This window comes from Chthonobacter rhizosphaerae, from assembly GCF_013839525.1.
Taxonomy (GTDB): Bacteria; Pseudomonadota; Alphaproteobacteria; order Rhizobiales; family Pleomorphomonadaceae; genus Chthonobacter; species Chthonobacter rhizosphaerae.
In genome coordinates, this window is record NZ_JACDIS010000006.1 from 139,100 (window position 1) to 154,893 (window position 15,794).

At 69.8% G+C, this 15,794-nt stretch carries 15 protein-coding genes and 1 tRNA gene; 9 read left to right on the forward strand and 7 right to left on the reverse strand.

Annotated elements, in window-relative coordinates; genetic code table 11:
• Window positions 1-2,253, reverse strand: coding sequence for a DNA topoisomerase IV subunit A (gene parC, locus HND91_RS12675; protein ID WP_181706945.1), 2,253 nt, complete (start codon window positions 2,251-2,253; stop codon window positions 1-3).
• 545 nt (window positions 2,254-2,798) lie between these two features.
• Between parC and folP the strand changes: the two genes are divergently transcribed.
• Genes folP through HND91_RS12710 form a run of 7 tightly spaced genes read left to right on the forward strand, consistent with a single transcriptional unit; the run spans window position 2,799 to window position 7,901 of the window.
• Window positions 2,799-3,623, forward strand: a complete 825-nt coding sequence (folP, locus tag HND91_RS12680; RefSeq protein ID WP_181706946.1) for a dihydropteroate synthase — start codon at window positions 2,799-2,801, stop codon at window positions 3,621-3,623.
• Window positions 3,620-3,988 (forward strand): dihydroneopterin aldolase, encoded by a 369-nt coding sequence (gene folB, locus HND91_RS12685; protein ID WP_181706947.1) that lies wholly within the window; start codon window positions 3,620-3,622, stop codon window positions 3,986-3,988. The genes folP and folB overlap by 4 nt, the downstream gene beginning before the upstream one ends.
• Window positions 3,981-4,526, forward strand: a complete 546-nt coding sequence (gene folK / locus HND91_RS12690) for a 2-amino-4-hydroxy-6-hydroxymethyldihydropteridine diphosphokinase (protein ID WP_246329460.1) — start codon at window positions 3,981-3,983, stop codon at window positions 4,524-4,526. Before folB ends, folK begins: the two co-directional genes overlap by 8 nt.
• A complete protein-coding gene (locus HND91_RS12695; protein WP_181706948.1) occupies window positions 4,526-5,212 on the forward strand; it encodes a (5-formylfuran-3-yl)methyl phosphate synthase in 687 nt (228 codons plus the stop codon). The genes folK and HND91_RS12695 overlap by 1 nt, the downstream gene beginning before the upstream one ends.
• Window positions 5,213-5,217: 5 nt before the next feature.
• The gene (locus HND91_RS12700; RefSeq protein ID WP_343057334.1) at window positions 5,218-5,853 is read left to right on the forward strand and encodes an amino acid kinase family protein; all 636 of its coding nucleotides are present in this window, start codon (window positions 5,218-5,220) and stop codon (window positions 5,851-5,853) included.
• A gap of 24 nt (window positions 5,854-5,877) precedes the next feature.
• On the forward strand, window positions 5,878-7,341 hold the full coding sequence (locus HND91_RS12705) for a DUF6513 domain-containing protein (protein WP_181706949.1): 1,464 nt from the start codon (window positions 5,878-5,880) through the stop codon (window positions 7,339-7,341).
• Complete coding sequence (locus tag HND91_RS12710) at window positions 7,341-7,901, forward strand: DUF447 domain-containing protein (protein ID WP_181706950.1); 561 nt, start codon at window positions 7,341-7,343, stop codon at window positions 7,899-7,901. The genes HND91_RS12705 and HND91_RS12710 overlap by 1 nt, the downstream gene beginning before the upstream one ends.
• Here HND91_RS12710 and HND91_RS12715 read toward each other — a convergent pair.
• From HND91_RS12715 to HND91_RS12740, 6 genes are all read right to left on the reverse strand, one after another.
• On the reverse strand, window positions 7,889-8,194 hold the full coding sequence (locus HND91_RS12715; protein WP_246329474.1) for a type II toxin-antitoxin system RelE/ParE family toxin: 306 nt from the start codon (window positions 8,192-8,194) through the stop codon (window positions 7,889-7,891). The two genes, HND91_RS12710 and HND91_RS12715, sit on opposite strands and share 13 nt — an antisense overlap.
• Entirely contained in the window at window positions 8,194-8,448 is a 255-nt protein-coding gene (locus tag HND91_RS12720; protein WP_181706952.1) for a ribbon-helix-helix domain-containing protein, read from the reverse strand. The genes HND91_RS12715 and HND91_RS12720 overlap by 1 nt, the downstream gene beginning before the upstream one ends.
• Before the next feature lie 226 nt (window positions 8,449-8,674).
• Window positions 8,675-11,404: a valine--tRNA ligase gene (locus HND91_RS12725; protein ID WP_181706953.1), complete on the reverse strand. Its 2,730-nt coding sequence runs from the start codon at window positions 11,402-11,404 to the stop codon at window positions 8,675-8,677.
• 202 nt (window positions 11,405-11,606) lie between these two features.
• Entirely contained in the window at window positions 11,607-12,359 is a 753-nt protein-coding gene (locus HND91_RS23070) for a PopZ family protein (protein WP_181706954.1), read from the reverse strand.
• 174 nt (window positions 12,360-12,533) lie between these two features.
• Entirely contained in the window at window positions 12,534-13,877 is a 1,344-nt protein-coding gene (locus HND91_RS12735; protein WP_343057335.1) for a TolC family outer membrane protein, read from the reverse strand.
• 464 nt (window positions 13,878-14,341) lie between these two features.
• Window positions 14,342-15,004: a protein-L-isoaspartate O-methyltransferase family protein gene (locus HND91_RS12740; protein WP_181706955.1), complete on the reverse strand. Its 663-nt coding sequence runs from the start codon at window positions 15,002-15,004 to the stop codon at window positions 14,342-14,344.
• A 201-nt stretch (window positions 15,005-15,205) separates the two neighbouring features.
• Between HND91_RS12740 and HND91_RS12745 the strand changes: the two genes are divergently transcribed.
• Together HND91_RS12745 and HND91_RS12750 are read left to right on the forward strand one after the other, a co-directional pair.
• Window positions 15,206-15,279 (forward strand) — tRNA-Cys (locus tag HND91_RS12745).
• A gap of 113 nt (window positions 15,280-15,392) precedes the next feature.
• Complete coding sequence (locus HND91_RS12750; protein WP_181706956.1) at window positions 15,393-15,785, forward strand: DUF2177 family protein; 393 nt, start codon at window positions 15,393-15,395, stop codon at window positions 15,783-15,785.
• Window positions 15,786-15,794: the final 9 nt, after the last annotated feature.

Consider the following 15,794-nt stretch of genomic DNA (forward strand, 5'->3'; position numbering starts at 1 on the left):
TCAGAAGCCGCGATCGCCGAAGCTGTTGGACCGCGGGAAGCCGGTCGGCGGCAGCCGGCCCGCCATGGCCCGATCGGTCAGCCAGTCGGCGAGGTCCGTGAGCGTGCGCAGGAAGACGCGCCCGCCCGGATCGGTCCAGGTGAGGCCCTTCTCGCCTTCGAACACCTTCACGTCCGCGACGCCGCCGCTCTGGTAGCGCTGCAGCCGCACGCCCTTGCCGCGGCTCATCTCCGGCACCTGGCCGAGCGGGAAGACGACCAGCTTCCGATTCTCGCCGATGATGGCCACGTGGTCGCCGGTGACCGGCACCACGGGACGGGCCTTCGCGCCGGCGGTCAGGTTGAGCGCCTGCTTGCCCTTGCGGGTGTTGGCGACGAGATCCGCCTCGGCCACCACGAAGCCGTAACCGTCGGTGGAGACGAGGAGGAGCTTGCGCTCCGGGTTGTGGACGAACACGTCCACCACGTCCGCGCCTTCGTCGAGGTCCACCATGAGGCGGACCGGCTCGCCGGTGGAGCGGCCGCCGGGCAGCTTGTCGGCGCCGAGGGTGTACATCTTCCCCGTGTCGGAGAAGACCATCAGCTTGTCGGTGGTCTGGGCGGTGAACGAGATGGCGAGCTTGTCGCCGGCCTTGAACTGGAGGCCGGACAGGTCCGTCACGTGGCCCTTGAGGGCGCGGATCCAGCCCTTCTCGGACACCACGACGGTGATCGGCTCGCGCTCGATCAGCGCCTGGGACACCGCCTCCGCCCCGTGGGTGGGCGCCTCGCCGAAGCTGGTGCGGCGCTTGCCGAGGGGGGTGTCCGGGCCGAAGGTCTTGCGGACCTTGGAGATCTCCCAGCGCACCGTCTTCCACTGCTTCGCCTCGGAGGCGAGCAGGTCCTCGATGTCGCGCTTCTCGTCGGAGAGCTCCTCGTGCTCCTTGCGGATCTCCATCTCCTCCAGCTTGCGCAGGTTCCTGAGGCGCATGTTGAGGATGGCGTCCGCCTGAGTGTCGTTGAGGCCGAAGGCGGCCATCAGCTCCTTCTTGGGCTCGTCCTCCTCGCGGATGATGCGGATCACCTCGTCGAGGTTGAGGTAGGCGATGATGTAGCCTTCCAGGAGCTCCAGCCGCCGGACGATCTCGCCGAGGCGGAAGTTGGTGCGCCGGATCAGCACCTCGCGCCGGTGGGCGAGCCACTCGACGAGCACCTGCTTCAGGCCGATGACGTTCGGCACCTGCCCGCGGGAGAGGACGTTCAAGTTGAGCGGGATGCGGCTTTCCAGCTCGGAGAGCTTGAAGAGCGCCTCCATCATGATCTTCTCGTCGACGTTCCGGCTCTTCGGCACGATGACGATGCGGACGTCCTCCGCGCTCTCGTCGCGGATGTCCTCCACGAGCGGGAGCTTCCGCTCCTGGACGAGCTCGGCGATCTTCTCGATCAGGCGCGACTTCTGGACCTGGTAGGGAATCTCGGTGATCACCGCCTGCCACATGCCGCGGTCGAGCTCCTCCTTGTCCCAGCGGGCGCGGACCCGGAAGCCGCCGCGGCCGGTGCGGTAGGCCTCCACGATGTCGGCCTTCCGCTCGATCAGGATGCCGCCGGTGGGGAAGTCCGGCCCCTTCACGAACGCGACCAGATCCTCCACCGTGGCGTCGGGCTTGTCGATCAGGTGCATGGCGGCGTCGCAGAGTTCCGCCGCGTTGTGGGGCGGGATGGACGTCGCCATGCCGACCGCGATGCCGGACGAGCCGTTGGCGAGGAGGTTCGGGAAGGCGCCCGGAAGAACGATGGGCTCCTTGTCCTCGCCGTCGTAGGTCTCGCGGAAGTCGACCGCGTCCTCGTCGAGGCCGTCGAGGAGGAGGCGCGCCACCTCGGTGAGGCGCGCCTCGGTGTAGCGCATGGCCGCGGCGTTATCGCCGTCGATGTTGCCGAAGTTGCCCTGGCCGTCCACCAGCGGATAGCGCTGCGAGAAGTCCTGCGCGAGGCGCACGAGGGCGTCGTAGACCGACTGGTCGCCGTGCGGGTGGTACTTGCCGATCACGTCGCCGACGACGCGGGCGCACTTCTTGAAGGCCGCGCCGGGATCGAGGCGCAAGAGCCGCATGGCGTAGAGCACGCGCCGGTGCACGGGCTTCAGGCCGTCGCGCACGTCCGGCAGGGCGCGGTGCATGATGGTGGACAGCGCGTAGGCGAGGTAGCGCTCCTCGAGCGCTTCGCGCAGGTTGACGGGCTCGATGCCGTGGCCGGGTGGAATCAGATCTTTTCCCATGGGGCATGGGTAGAATCAGGAACGCTTTGTGGCAACCGCCAGCGCGGGCGGAGCGGGGGATTTCTGCGGAAAAGCGGGGAATGAGGCACGGGGGTGACGGACGGTTCGCCCGTCGGAGAGACGGCGCGCAGCGCGGCGGAGGATGCACCCGTCCTCCAGGCCAGCACGGACCGCGAAGGCGGACCACCGACGCATCGCCCGAACCCCCACGCCAGGACTGCGTGGACGGTCCGCCGGACGCCGACCATGACGATGGCGAGCGCCAAGGCCATACAGCAATCCACACCCCCTTTCCAGGACGTCACCCCGGCGAAAGCCGGGGCCCAACCGTCGCCGACGGCTTCTCGACGGTCGTGGTGCGGACGCCGCAGCTGGATCCCGGCTTTCGCCGGGATGACGACCACCCACGGCCATCCCGGTCTCAGCCCACCCCCTCCCCCACTGCGGCATCGCCGCGCGCACAATCTTCCCCGCGCCGGTGGATCATCCCGGCGGCGCGGAGTAGAAGGCGAGCTTGACCTTTCGTCCTCGTCCGGGTGCCGACCATGCCGTCCCGTATCGCCATCTTGCCGAAACTCGGGGTGAAGACCCTGGTGATGGGCATCCTCAACGTCACGCCGGATTCCTTCTCCGACGGCGGGCGGTTCGCGGCCATCGAGGCGGCGGTCGCGCACGCGGGCGACCTGGTGGAGGAAGGCGCGGACATCCTGGACATCGGCGGCGAATCCACCCGGCCGGGCGCCACCGAGGTGCCGCTGGAGGAGGAGATCCGGCGGGTGGAGCCGGTGATCCGGGAGATCGTGGCGCGGCATTCGACGCCGATCTCGATCGACACCTACAAGGCCGGCACGGCGGACGCGGCGCTGAAGGCCGGGGCCAGGATCGTCAACGACGTGTGGGGGCTGCAGCGGGAGCCCGAAATCGCCAGGGTGGCCGCCGACCACGGCGCCCCGGTGATCGTGATGCACAACCGGCGCGCCATCGACGAGACCCTCGACATCATCGAGGACATGAAGACCTTCTTCGGCCGGTCGATCGAGATCGCCCTCAAGGCGGGCGTGCCGGACGGGCACATCGTGCTCGACCCCGGCGTCGGCTTCGGCAAGACGTTCGAGCAGAACCTCCAGGCGGTGGCCCGGTTACCGGAGGTGAAGGCGCTCGGCTACCCGATCCTGATGGGGACGTCGCGGAAATCGCTGATCGGAATCCTCAACGACAACAAGTTGGCGCCGAAGGACCGGATCCACGGCACCATCGCGTCGAACGCGGCCGCCATCATGCTGGGCGCCGACATCGTGCGGGTGCATGACGTGCGCGCCCACATCGAGGCGGCGCGGGTGGTGGAAGCCATCAAGGAGCGCATGCGGTGACCGACCGGATCTTCGTGCACAACATCGCCGTGTTCGCCCACCACGGGCTGCACCCGGAGGAGACCAGGCTCGGCCAGCGCTTCTACATCTGGCTGGAAGCCCGGGTGGACACCCGGCCGGCGGGGCTTTCGGACGATTTCGAGAAGACCGTCTCCTACGTGGACCTGACCGAGATCGCCATCGAGGTGGCGACCGGGCGGACGTTCAAGATCATCGAGGCGCTCGCCGAGACGATCGCCGCCGAGATCCTTGCGCGCCTCCCCCTGGTGGAGAGTATCGTGGTGCGGGTGGACAAGCCGTCCGCCCCCGTTCCGGCCCTCATCGACGGCGTGACGGTGGAGATCGAACGGAGCCGGCATGGCTGAGCCGCTGAAATCCCCCAACCATCCGCCATTCCAGATGCACCGGCCCGCCCTCGCCTACCTGGGCCTCGGCGGCAACATCGGCGACGTGCGGGCGACCATCGACGACGCGCTGGGGCTGCTCGCCGAGCGGGGCGCCCGGCTGGTGCGCCGCTCCGCCGACTACGAGACGCCGCCCTGGGGCAAGACCGACCAGCAGAGCTTCGTGAACGCCTGCGCGGTGGTGGAGACGTCGCTGTCGCCGCACGAACTGCTGGCGCTCTGCCTGTCGGTCGAGGCGGAGCTCGGCCGGGTGCGGTTCGAGAAGTGGGGGCCGCGGGTGATCGACATCGACGTGCTCGTCTACGAGGAGCGCGTGATCGACACGCCGGACCTGATCGTGCCCCATCGCTACATGCTGGACCGGGCCTTCGTGCTGGTGCCGCTGGCCGAGATCGCGCCGGAGCTTTCGATCGGCGGCGTGACGGTGGCCGAGCACGCCCTGAAGTTCGACGCCACCGGCATCACCAAGCTGCCGCCGCGGGATGGGGAGACCGCCTGATGACCGAACTCCTGGTGTCGGTGACCTCGCCGGAGGAGGCGATCGCCGCCCTCGACGCGGGCGCGACCGTGATCGACCTGAAGGACCCGGCCGCCGGCGCGCTCGGTGCCGTGCCGGTGGAGACCGCGAGGGCCATCGTGGCGGCGGTCGGCCATCGGGGCACGCTGACGGCGGCCGCGGGCGATGCCGCCACGGTGGAGGACGCGCGGGCGCTCTACGACGCCGGCGTGGTGACCGTGAAGGTGCCGATCCCGGCCGGCGACGCGGGCGCGAAGGCCTTGAGCGTGTTCGGCGCCGCCCTCGGCGGCACCGCGCGCCTCGTGGCCGTGTTCGCGGCCGACCAGGAGCCGGACGCCGGCCTCGTGCCGGTGGCGGCCTTCTCGGGCTTTTCCGGCGTGATGCTGGACACGACCGCCAAGACCGGCGGGCTTCTGGACGTGATGGAGCTGGCCGACATCGCCCAGTTCGTGGCGGCGGCCCGGCGGGCGAAGCTGATGGTGGGCCTTGCCGGCTCGCTGAAGGTTGTGGACGTCGGCACCCTGCTGCCGCTGAAGCCGGACGTGATCGGCTTCCGCGGCGGCGTGTGCGTGAACGGGATCCGCACCAACCCGCTGGACCCGGCGCGGGTGCGCGCGGCGGCGACGGCGCTGGCCGTTCACGCGGTGCGGCGCGAGACGGCGGAGTAGCGGCTGTGAGCTGGCCGCGCACGGGGCAGATCGTCGTGGTCAAGATCGGCGGCAGCCTTGCGGCCGACAGGAGCCGGCTCGACCAGGTGATCGACGCGCTCGCGACCGCGTCGTCGCGGGTGGTGATCGTGCCGGGCGGCGGGCCGTTCGCGGACGCGGTGCGGACGGCGCAGGGCGCGCTCGGCTTTTCGGACCGCCTCGCGCACGGGCAGGCGCTCGGCGCCATGTCGCTGTTCGCGGAGGTGCTGGCGGATCTCTACAGGTCCCTGGTGATGGCGTCGACGCGCGGCGACGTGGAGGCCGCCCACGCGGCCGGCAAGGTGCCGGTGTTCCGCATGGACCGGCTGATGTCGGGCGGCGGCGGCATTCCGGAGGGCTGGCACGTGACCTCCGACAGCATCGCCGCGTGGCTCGCGTTCGAACTGTCGGCGGCGGGTCTGGTTCTGGTGAAGTCGGCGGACGGGCCGCACCTCGCCGGGGCGGCGGCGCTGGCCGCCGACGGGCTGGTGGACGAGGCCTTTCCGACCTTCGCGAGCCGGCTGACCTGCCCGGTGCGGCTCGTCGGGCCGGGCGCCCTCTCGCGGCTCGCGGACGTGGTGGCTTCGCCGGCCGCGCGGGTGGGGACGTCGGTGACGGGCTGACGGGCGCAAGGACAGGACGGACAGATGACCGACAGCGCCGCCGACGACCACGTCGTCCTCCTCACCGGCCACCTCGCCTACCCGAGGGTGGAGACGGTGATGGCCGGCCTCGGCGCGACGTTCGCCTATACGATCCTGGACGTGGGCGTGAAGGTGGCGGCGCTGATGACGGAGGACATCATCCGCCGCCGGGTGACCCTGCCGGCGGGCGCCACGCGGGTGGTGGTGCCGGGGCGCTGCCGTGCGGACCTCGACGCCCTGTCGGCGCACTTCGGCATGCCGGTGCTGCGCGGGCCGGACGAGGTGGTGGACCTGCCGCAATTCTTCGGCCGCGGGGCGCGGGAAGCGGACCTTTCCCGCTACGAGCTGATGATCTTCGCCGAGATCGTGGAGGCGCCGGAATCCTCGATCGACCACGTGGTGAAGCGCGCCCACGAGCACAAGGCGGCGGGCGCGGACGTGATCGACATCGGCTGCCTGCCGGACACGCCCTTCCCGCACCTCGAAGAGCTGATCCGCACCCTGAAGGCGGAGGGCTTCAAGGTTTCGGTCGACAGCGCCAATATCGACGAACTGATGCTGGGGGCGCGGGCCGGTGCGGACTACCTGCTGTCGCTGAACGAGACCACGGTGGAGCGGGCGCGCGACATCGAGGCGGTGCCGATCCTGGTGCCGGCGACGCCCGGCGACCTGGACAGCCTGATCCGGGCGGCGGAGCGGATGGACGGCTGGGGCCTGCCCTACCTGGCGGACCCGATCCTCGACCCGATCCACTTCGGCTTCACTGAGAGCATCGTGCGTTATTTTGAGTTCCGCCGGCGCATGCCGCACGCCCGCATGCTGATGGGCACCGGCAACCTGACGGAGCTGACGGAGGCCGACACGTCGGGCATCACCGCCATGCTGCTCGGCATCTGCTCGGAGCTCGACATCTCGGGCGTGCTGATCGTGCAGGTCAGCCCGCACACCCGCCGGACCGTGCACGAGCACGACGCCGCCCGGCGGATCATGTACGCCGCCAAGCGCGACGGCGGGCTGCCGAAGGGCTATTCCAACGCCCTCCTAGGCCTCCACGACCGCAAGCCCTACGCCAACACGCCGGGCGGGATCGCGGACCTGAAGAAGGAGACCCGCGACCGGAACTACCGGATCGAGGTGGCCGAGGACGGGGTGCACATCTACAACCGCGACATCCACCTGGTGGACAAGGACGCGTTCGAGTTCTTCCCGCATCTCGGCGTGGAGACCGACGGGGGGCATGCCTTCTATCTCGGGGCGGAGCTGCAGAAGGCGGAGATCGCCTATGCGCTCGGCAAGCGCTACGCCCAGGATAACCCCATCGACTGGGGCGTCGCCGCCGACCGGCGCGAGGAGGACCGGACGCGGCTGCAGGAGGCGGGGCACACCCTGAAGGGGCGCAAGAGCCGGGGCGAGGATGGTCCGCCTCCGGCGGCGGAGACGGATCGGAGCGAGGGAGAGACCGGCTGATGCCCTTCATCCTGGAGACGATCGTCGCGACCAAGAACGCGGACGGGACGTTCCACGTGCGGCCCTACGGGCTGCACAAGGACGGGGACGCGTGGATCTTCCTGCCGTTCCGCCCCTCCCCGGCCATCGACAACGTGCGGCGGCATCCGTTCCTGACGGTCTCGGCGCCGTCGGACGTGCGGGTGATCGCCGGGCTCCTGACCGGGCGCGACGTGGTGGCGACGGTGCCGGCGGACCGGATCGACGGCGTGCGGCTCCAGGGCACCACGGGGCACATGGAGCTGGAGGCGGTGGCGTTCGACGACCACGAGCTCAGGCCGCGATTCCGCTGCCGGGTGGTGCACGAGGCGGCGCACCGGCCGTTCGTGGGCTTCAACCGCGCCCAGGCGGCCGTGCTGGAGGCGGCCATCCTGTCCACCCGGCTGACCATGCTGCCGCGCGAGAAGGTGGACGGCGAGATGGCCTACCTCCGGATCGCCGTGGAGAAGTGCGCCGGGCCGGAAGAGGCCGAGGCGTGGGGGTGGATCGCGGAGAAGATCGCGGCGCACTACGGCGACTGAAGGTCGTCGAGGAGGCGGGTGAGGTCCTGCCGGGCGTGAAGAATGTGGTGGACCAGGACGACGTCGGCTTCGATACGGAAGACGATAATGTAGTTGCGGAACACCTTCCGCCGGAAGTTCTGCTTACCGGCAACATCCAGCCTGCCGTAAGCCAATGGAGAGTCACCGATCGCCCGGCACTCCTCCCGTAGCGTCACGAGAAAAGTGACCGCCCGTCGCGGATCGTCTCTACCGATCCAGTCGGCTATCTTCTCAAGATCGTACTCCGCGGAATGCGCGAAGCGGACCTCCATCAAGGCCGCTGAGCGTCGACCGAATAGCGCGCGAGGAGGCGATCGAAGACCTCGTCGATGGATGACACGCGCCCGGCTGCGACGTCGGCTTCGCTCCGGGCAAGCGCCTCCTCCAACAGCCTCTTCGCCTCACGCCGCCTGAAATCCTCCATCGCTTCACGGACCACGTCCTCAACCGAGCCGTAGCGCCCTTCCGCGACCAGCGTTTCGGCCATTGCGGCGGAAGCGTCGTCGAGCTTGATGGTCCGACCCATGGCACCCTCCGTAGTCCGGACAGTATGACAGAGCGGGAAGCGCGCGGGCAAGGGACGCTTCGGCGGGAGGGGCGGGAGGGGGGTCGTTGCGGTGTGTGCGACGATACCCGCCCGCCTTCATCGTTGACGGGCGAAAGACGACCCCTTCCGGCCGGTCTCCGCCGGCCACCTTCCCCTGAGGGGAAGGATCGCGGTGCGGGCTGAGCTTCGTTGAGAGGCCGCTCGCTCACCTCAGGCGGTCGAGCGCTTCCCGCACCTTGGCGAGGCGTTCCTGGTAGCCCTCGCGCTTGGTGCGCTCCTCCTCCACCACGTCCTCCGGCGCCTTGGCGACGAACTGCTCGTTGGAGAGCTTCTTGTCGATGCGCGAGATCTCGCCTTCCAGCTTGGTCTCCTCCTTGCCGAGGCGGGATCGCTCGGCGTCGAGGTCGACGACGCCGGCGAGCGGCAGGGCGACCACGCCGTCGGCGAGGACGATCTGGGCGGACTGGGGCGGGGCGGCGTCGGCCGTCGAGACCTCGGAGACGCGGGCGAGGCGCTGGATGGCGGGCGTGTGGGTGGCGAGCCAGCCGCGCACCTTGGCGCTGCCGCCGACGAGGACGAGCGGCACCTGGATGCCGGGCGCGAGGCCCATCTCGGCGCGGACGGAGCGGATTTCGGAGATGACGTCGACGAGCCAGTTGATCTCGTCGGCGGCGTCGGACTCCTGGACCGGCAGGTCCGGCCAGCGGGTGAGCGCCAGGATTTCGGTGCGCGCCGGGCCCCATTCGCCCGTGGCGGCCCACAGCTCCTCGGTGATGAACGGCATGAAGGGGTGGAGAAGCTTCAGGATCTCGTCGATCACCCAGCCGCAGGTGGCGCGCACCTCGTCCTTGGCCGGGCCGTCGTCGCCGGTGAGGACGGGCTTGGCGAGTTCCAGGTACCAGTCGCAGAAGCCGTTCCAGACGAAGCGGTAGATGGCGGCGGCGGCGTCGTTGAACCGGTAGGCGTCGACCGCCTCGGTCACGTCGCGGGCGGCGCGGCCGGTCTCGGTGACGATCCAGCGGTTCAGCGTCTCGGTGACGCCGCTCGGGTCGAAGCCGGCGACGCGGGCGCAGCCGTTCATCTCGGCGAAGCGGGTGGCGTTCCAGAGCTTGGTGGCGAAGTTCCGGTAGCCAGCGACGCGGCTGGTGGCGAGCTTGATGTCGCGGCCCTGGGCCGCCATGGCGGCCAGCGTGAAGCGCAGGGCGTCGGCGCCGTACTCGTCGATGAGGTTCAAGGGGTCGATGACGTTGCCCTTCGACTTCGACATCTTGGCGCCCTTCTCGTCGCGGACGAGGGCGTGGATGTAGACGTCGGAGAAGGGCTCCTGGTCCATGAAGTGCAGGCCCATCATCATCATCCGGGCGACCCAGAAGAAGATGATGTCGAAGCCGGTGACAAGCACGTTGGTCGGATAGTAGCGGGCGAGCTCCGGCGTCTCATCCGGCCAGCCGAGGGTGGAGAAGGGCCAGAGGGCGGACGAGAACCAGGTGTCGAGCACGTCCTCGTCGCGGGTGAGCGCGGTCTCGGCGCTATAATGAGCCGCCGCCTCGGCGAGGGCTTCAGCCTCGCTTTCAGCGACGAAGACCTTGCCGTCCGGGCCGTACCAAGCCGGGATCTGGTGGCCCCACCAGAGCTGGCGGGAGATGCACCAGGGCTGGATGTTCTCCATCCAGTCGAAGTAGGTCTTCTCCCAGTTCTTCGGCACGAAGGTGGTGCGGCCCTCGCGGACGGACGCGATGGCGGGCTTGGCGAGCTCGGCCGCGTTCACGTACCACTGGTCGGTGAGATAGGGCTCGATCGGCACGCCGCCGCGGTCGCCATGGGGGACCATGTGCGTGTGCGGCTCGATCTTCTCCAGGAGGCCGCGCTCCTCCATGAGGGCGACGATCGCCTTGCGGGCGACGAAGCGGTCGCGGCCGTGGAGCGCCTCGATGGTGGCGGCGAGCTCGTCGGTCTCGGCGAGGCCGTCGAGGAAGTCGGCGTTGCCCCTGAGGACGACCTGGGCCTCCACGTCGAAGATGTTGATCTTCGGCAGGTCGTGGCGACGGCCGACCTCGAAGTCGTTGAAGTCGTGGGCGGGGGTGATCTTGACCGCGCCGGAGCCCTTCTCCGGGTCGGAGTATTCGTCGGCCACGATCGGGATCAGGCGGCCGACGAGCGGCAGGCGGACCTTGGCGCCGCGCGCGACCAGGGCGGCGTAGCGCTCGTCCTCCGGATGGACCGCGACGGCGGTGTCGCCGAGCATGGTCTCCGGCCGGGTGGTGGCGACGACGATGTAGGTGGCCGGGTTCTCCGGGTCGAAGGTCTCACCCTCGATCGGATAGCGGAAGTGCCACAGGCTGCCCTTCACCTCGGTCTGGACGACCTCCAGGTCCGAGATGGCGGTGAGGAGCTTCGGGTCCCAGTTGACGAGGCGCTTGTCCTTGTAGATCAGCCCCTCGCGATAGAGCTGGACGAACACCTTGAGGACGGCCCTGGACAGGCCCTCGTCCATGGTGAAGCGCTCGCGCGACCAGTCGCACGAGGCACCGAGGCGCTTCAGCTGGTTGACGATGGTGCCGCCGGACTCACCCTTCCAGGTCCAGACCTTCTCCACGAAGGCGGCGCGGCCGATGTCGCGGCGGTTTGGCTCCTGGCGCTCCATCATCTGGCGCTCGACCACCATCTGGGTGGCGATGCCGGCGTGGTCGAGGCCGGGCTGCCAGAGCACGTCGCGGCCGCGCATGCGCATCAGCCGGACCAGGATGTCCTGCAGCGTGTTGTTGAGCGCGTGCCCCATGTGGAGCGAGCCGGTGACGTTCGGCGGCGGGATGACGATCGTGTAGGAGGCCGCGCCGGGTACGGCGCCGCGGCCGGCCTTGAAGGCCTCCGCCTCCTCCCAGAGCTTGGAGATCTTGGGCTCGACGGCCGCCGCTTCGAAAGTCTTGTCCAGCATGTTCGCCGCTGTTGTCCGGATGGTGTCGCGTGGGGTCTTTCGCGTAGCCGGACGAGGCGGGACAAGTCAAACGGAAAGGCGGGCGGAACAGCGGGCGGGCCGGCGCGCGCCCCTGGCGAGAGCCGCCGGGCGGCGGGCGCGAAACGGAACCGGCCGCACGGATAGCGGCCGGACGGGGCTGTCGCTGGTGCGGGCAGCGGCCTCAGCGGCCGCGGCTGACGCGCTCGATCTCGGCGCGGACGAGGCGCTCCACGATCCCGGGCAGGTTCTCGTCCAGCCAGACCTTCAGCATGGGACGGAGCATTTCCTTGACGAGGTCGTCCAGCGTCTTGGCGTTGTTGGACAGGATGGTGTGCGAGAGCGACCCGAAGGCCGCGTTCACGGATTCGGTCGTCCGGCGGGAGACCAGCGGCTCGTCGAGGGTCATGGGCTCGTCGGCCTCGATGACGGGGGCCGGCTCGGGACGAACCTTGGCGGCGGGCTTCGGCGGCGGCGGCGGCGCGGCGGCGACCACGGGTTCGGGCTCCGGTTCGGGCACCATGGCGTCGGCGAAGGGGTCCTCCTCCGCGCCGGCGGTGTCCGGCTCGGCGGGCTCGTCCTTGGCGGCGGGATCGACGAAGGAAAGCTCCGCCTCGTCGGGCATCAGGCCCTCGACGAGTTCCAACGGGTCGTCGTCGGCGGAGGACGGCTCGTCGGGGACGAGTTCCAGGACGTCCTCGTCCTCCACCTCGGGGTCGAGGTCAAGGACCGGTTCGTCGGAGTCGTCCTCCTGGGAGAAGAGCTTGTCGAGGTCGTCCTCGGACACGGTCTCCGGCGCGGGCTCGGGCTTGGCGGCGGCCTTGGCGGGCGCCGCCGGCGGAGGCGGAGGCGGAGGCGTTTCGTCGGAGATGATCCGACGGATCGAGGCCAGGATCTCCTCCATCGAGGGTTCCTGGGACGTGTTCGCCTTCGCCATGCGCATCTCTCCACACCGGACCGGGTCGCCCGCCCGCTCCAGCCGTTCACTCGCCCGTCCGCCGGAGCCTCCCGGCGGCGGTGACGATTCGGGCCTCACCCGAAGTATATCGATTCGTTAGGCAATTGCGCACAACGACGAACGGGGACTTGTCCTTATCCCCGTCGAAGACCTTCAGCGGCCATCGGGAGTGCGCAGGCCGATCCACTTGTCGCGAACCGCCTTGTAGTGCTGCTCAGGCTGGTAGGACGCGACCTTCAGCCCGAGGGTCTGGCTGTTGAGCTTGCCGACCGAGGCGAGGACCGAGTAGCTCGCCACCACCGTGTCGCGCTCCGCCTGCACCAGGGTGATCTGGGCGGAGATGACTTCGGCCTGGGCGTTCAGCACGTCGAGCGTGGTGCGCTGGCCGACGCGCTGCTCCTCCACCACGCCTTCGAGGGCGAGGCGGCCGGCCTCCACCTGCGAGCGGGCGGCGACGACCTGGGAGCGGGCCGACTCCAGACCCGACCAGGCGGAGATCAGCGCCGACTGAACCTGATCGCGCGCGCTGTCGATCTCGATCTTGCGCTGGCCGAGGCGCTCCTTCTCCTGGCGGACGCGGGAATAGACCTGGCCGCCCTCGTAGATCGGGATGGAGACGCGGCCGACCACCTGGGCGCTGTTGCCGGTGGCGGCCTGGTAGCCGTCCTCCCACGAGCGCTGGGCGGTGGCCTCGAGCGACACGGTCGGCAGGAGTTCGCCCTCGACGATCTTCACGTTGAAGGCCTGGGCGTCGGCATTGTAGACGGCCGCCAGGATGGCCGGATGGTCGGACCGGGAGGCCGCGACGGCGGCGTCGAGCGAGCGCGGGATCAGCTTGTCCACGGCCTTGGCGGACTTCAGGTTCCGCGGCGTGCGGCCGATGACCTGGATGTAGATGCCGCGCGACGACTCAAGGTTCGCCCGGGCGGCGGACACGTCGGCGCTGGCGGACGCGAGGCGCGCTTCCGACTGGGCGACGTCGGTGCGGGTGCCCTCGCCCACCGAGAAGCGGTCGCGCGAGGCGCGGACCTGCTCCTCCAGGAAGCGGACGTTCTCTTCCGACAGGCGCAGGATGGCGGCGTCGCGCACCACGTTCATGTAGGCCTCGACGCCGTCGAGGAGCGTGTTCTGCTCGGTGTTGCGCAGGGCCTCCCGCGAGGCCTTCACGGACGCCTCCGCGGCCTTGGTGCCGTTGACGGTGCGAAACCCGGAAAAGATCGGCTGGGTGATGGTGATGCCGGCGGCGGCCGAGCGCTGCTCGAAGCCACGGGTGTTGGAGGCGCCGGCGTTGGCGAAGGCGTTCACCGAGGGCCGGTAGCCGGACAGAGCCTGCGGCACCTCCTCGTCGACGGCTCGGGTCTCGGCGCGGGCGGCGTTGAGGGTGGGGTTGTTCGCGTAGGCGGCCGCCAGCGCTTCGGCCAGCGTTTCGGCCCGGACCGAAGTGGCCGACAGGAGAGCAACCAGCGCGGCGGAGACGAGCAGCATTCGGTTCGACACGGCAGACCCCTCAGGACGTCGGGGTCCGTCGGCCCCGACCTATTGCGCGCCGCGACCGGAGGGCGACGCGCAGAGATTCTTCACCCTGAGGAGAGACCGCTTCGCGGCCCAAGCGCAAGTGTAGATCAGCTGACGCTTGCCTGAAGCTGGATAAAAGCTGGACGCTGCGGCAGCGAGGTCACATCGGAGACCGGGGCCGAGCCGGATTCTTCAGACCCGATCATCGTAAGAATTGCCACGCGAAGTGGCTGGCGCAGATGATCGCGCGAACGTTATTGTTCGTGAAGCGCGCCAATATTGCCGCGCGGCGTGCGCTACTACGAAACGACGGGACAACTATATAGTAATCCTAATCCATTATGACCGGAACGGAGGCGCCCGCCAAGCCCCTCGACAACAGGCCATTCGAGCCGCCTGTTCAGCCGGGCGCCGCGGAAGGACAGGCGCCCGGGCGAGCGTGTGCCTCAGAACTCGAAGGCCGGCTCGCGGGCGAAGCCCGGCAGCAGCGGCACCGCGGCGTTCATCAGGACGCGGCCGCTGATCTCCGCGCCGCTGCGGGTGTAGAGCATGCCGCGCGCGGCCTGCCCGGTGCCGAGGACCACGAGCAGCCGGCCGCCCTCCGCCAGCTGGTCGGCGAGCGCGTCCGGCAGGACCTCGACCGCGCCGCTGACGATGATGACGTTGTAGGGTGCCCCGGCGGGCCATCCGGCGGCCAGGGGGCCGGTGACGACCTCGACCGTATGGATCCCCTGCCCGGCGATGGCCGCGCGGGCGACCTCGGCGAGGGAGGCGTCCTCCTCCAGGGCGACGACCTTGCGGGCGAGGCGCGACAGGATCGCGGCCGTATAGCCGGTGGTGGCGCCGACCTCCAGCACGGTGTCGGTGGAGGCGATGTCGGCCTGCTGGATGAGCCGGGCGGTGATCATCGGCTGCAGCATGTAGCGCGGGGTCGGGTCGCCGCCGACCAGGAGGTTCTGGTCGATGTAGGCGAGCTTCCGGAGGGCGGGCGGCACGAAGGCCTCGCGCGGCACCGTCAGCATCGCGTCGATGATGCGGTGGTCCGTGACGTCGTTGGGTCGGATCTGACCATCGACCATCTTGGTACGCAGCGCGGCGGTGTCGGCCATCGGGTTATCCTGGGTTCTTCAAGCGCTAGCGTTCCTCTAGCCCTCTCGCACACGCGAGACAAGGGGTCGCGGCCCGGGTCCGTGGAAAGGCCGATGCGCGGTTCCCGGCCCGCGTGCGGTGGGAGCCGTCGCGCACCGCAGGGCCGCATCGCAAAGGGCCTTGCCTCCCCGCGGGTTCTCGCCTAATACCTCCGACCGTGAGGCCACGTGGCGGAGTGGTTACGCAGCGGATTGCAAATCCGTCTACGGGGGTTCGATTCCCTCCGTGGCCTCCAGTTTGCCCCCTCCTCCCCGTCCGACATCGATGCCGGCCCACAGGGCCGACGCGGCGGATTCGCGTCCGCCCCGGCGGCTCGTCCGTAGAGACGGCGGGAGAGGACGTTCGGACATGATCCTGATCGGATATCTGGCCGCCGCGGCGGTGTTCCTGGCGGTGGACGCGCTCTGGCTGGGGCGGGTGGCGCGGGGGTTCTACGCGGCGGAATATGGCGACCTGCTGCGCCCGAAGCCGCGGCTCGGGGCGGCGGCGGCGTTCTACCTCGCCTATCTGGCCGGGCTCGCCTATTTCGCCGTCGCGCCGTCTCTGGACGGAGACGCGTGGGACGCCGCGATCGACGGCGGGCTCTATGGGCTCGCCTGCTACGGCACCTATCACCTGACCAACCTGGCGACCCTGAAGCGCTGGCCCATGCGCCTCCTGGCGGTGGACATGGGCTGGGGCGCCGGGCTCAGCGCGGTTTCCGCCGTGGCCGGGCGGGCGGCGGCCCTGTCGGTCGGCTGAGGCGCGGCT

What these genes read in the sequence shown, in the direction of transcription:
- HND91_RS12705 (WP_181706949.1), top strand. Translation starts at nt 5,878, where the DNA reads ATGACCGACAGCGCCGCCGACGACCACGTCGTCCTCCTCACCGGCCAC.
- folK (WP_246329460.1), top strand. Translation starts at nt 3,981, where the DNA reads ATGGCTGAGCCGCTGAAATCCCCCAACCATCCGCCATTCCAGATGCAC.
- parC (WP_181706945.1), bottom strand. Translation starts at nt 2,253, where the DNA reads ATGGGAAAAGATCTGATTCCACCCGGCCACGGCATCGAGCCCGTCAAC.
- HND91_RS12715 (WP_246329474.1), bottom strand. Translation starts at nt 8,194, where the DNA reads ATGGAGGTCCGCTTCGCGCATTCCGCGGAGTACGATCTTGAGAAGATA.
- HND91_RS12710 (WP_181706950.1), top strand. Translation starts at nt 7,341, where the DNA reads ATGCCCTTCATCCTGGAGACGATCGTCGCGACCAAGAACGCGGACGGG.
- HND91_RS12725 (WP_181706953.1), bottom strand. Translation starts at nt 11,404, where the DNA reads ATGCTGGACAAGACTTTCGAAGCGGCGGCCGTCGAGCCCAAGATCTCC.
- HND91_RS23070 (WP_181706954.1), bottom strand. Translation starts at nt 12,359, where the DNA reads ATGGCGAAGGCGAACACGTCCCAGGAACCCTCGATGGAGGAGATCCTG.
- HND91_RS12695 (WP_181706948.1), top strand. Translation starts at nt 4,526, where the DNA reads ATGACCGAACTCCTGGTGTCGGTGACCTCGCCGGAGGAGGCGATCGCC.
- folP (WP_181706946.1), top strand. Translation starts at nt 2,799, where the DNA reads ATGCCGTCCCGTATCGCCATCTTGCCGAAACTCGGGGTGAAGACCCTG.
- HND91_RS12750 (WP_181706956.1), top strand. Translation starts at nt 15,393, where the DNA reads ATGATCCTGATCGGATATCTGGCCGCCGCGGCGGTGTTCCTGGCGGTG.
- HND91_RS12720 (WP_181706952.1), bottom strand. Translation starts at nt 8,448, where the DNA reads ATGGGTCGGACCATCAAGCTCGACGACGCTTCCGCCGCAATGGCCGAA.
- HND91_RS12740 (WP_181706955.1), bottom strand. Translation starts at nt 15,004, where the DNA reads ATGGCCGACACCGCCGCGCTGCGTACCAAGATGGTCGATGGTCAGATC.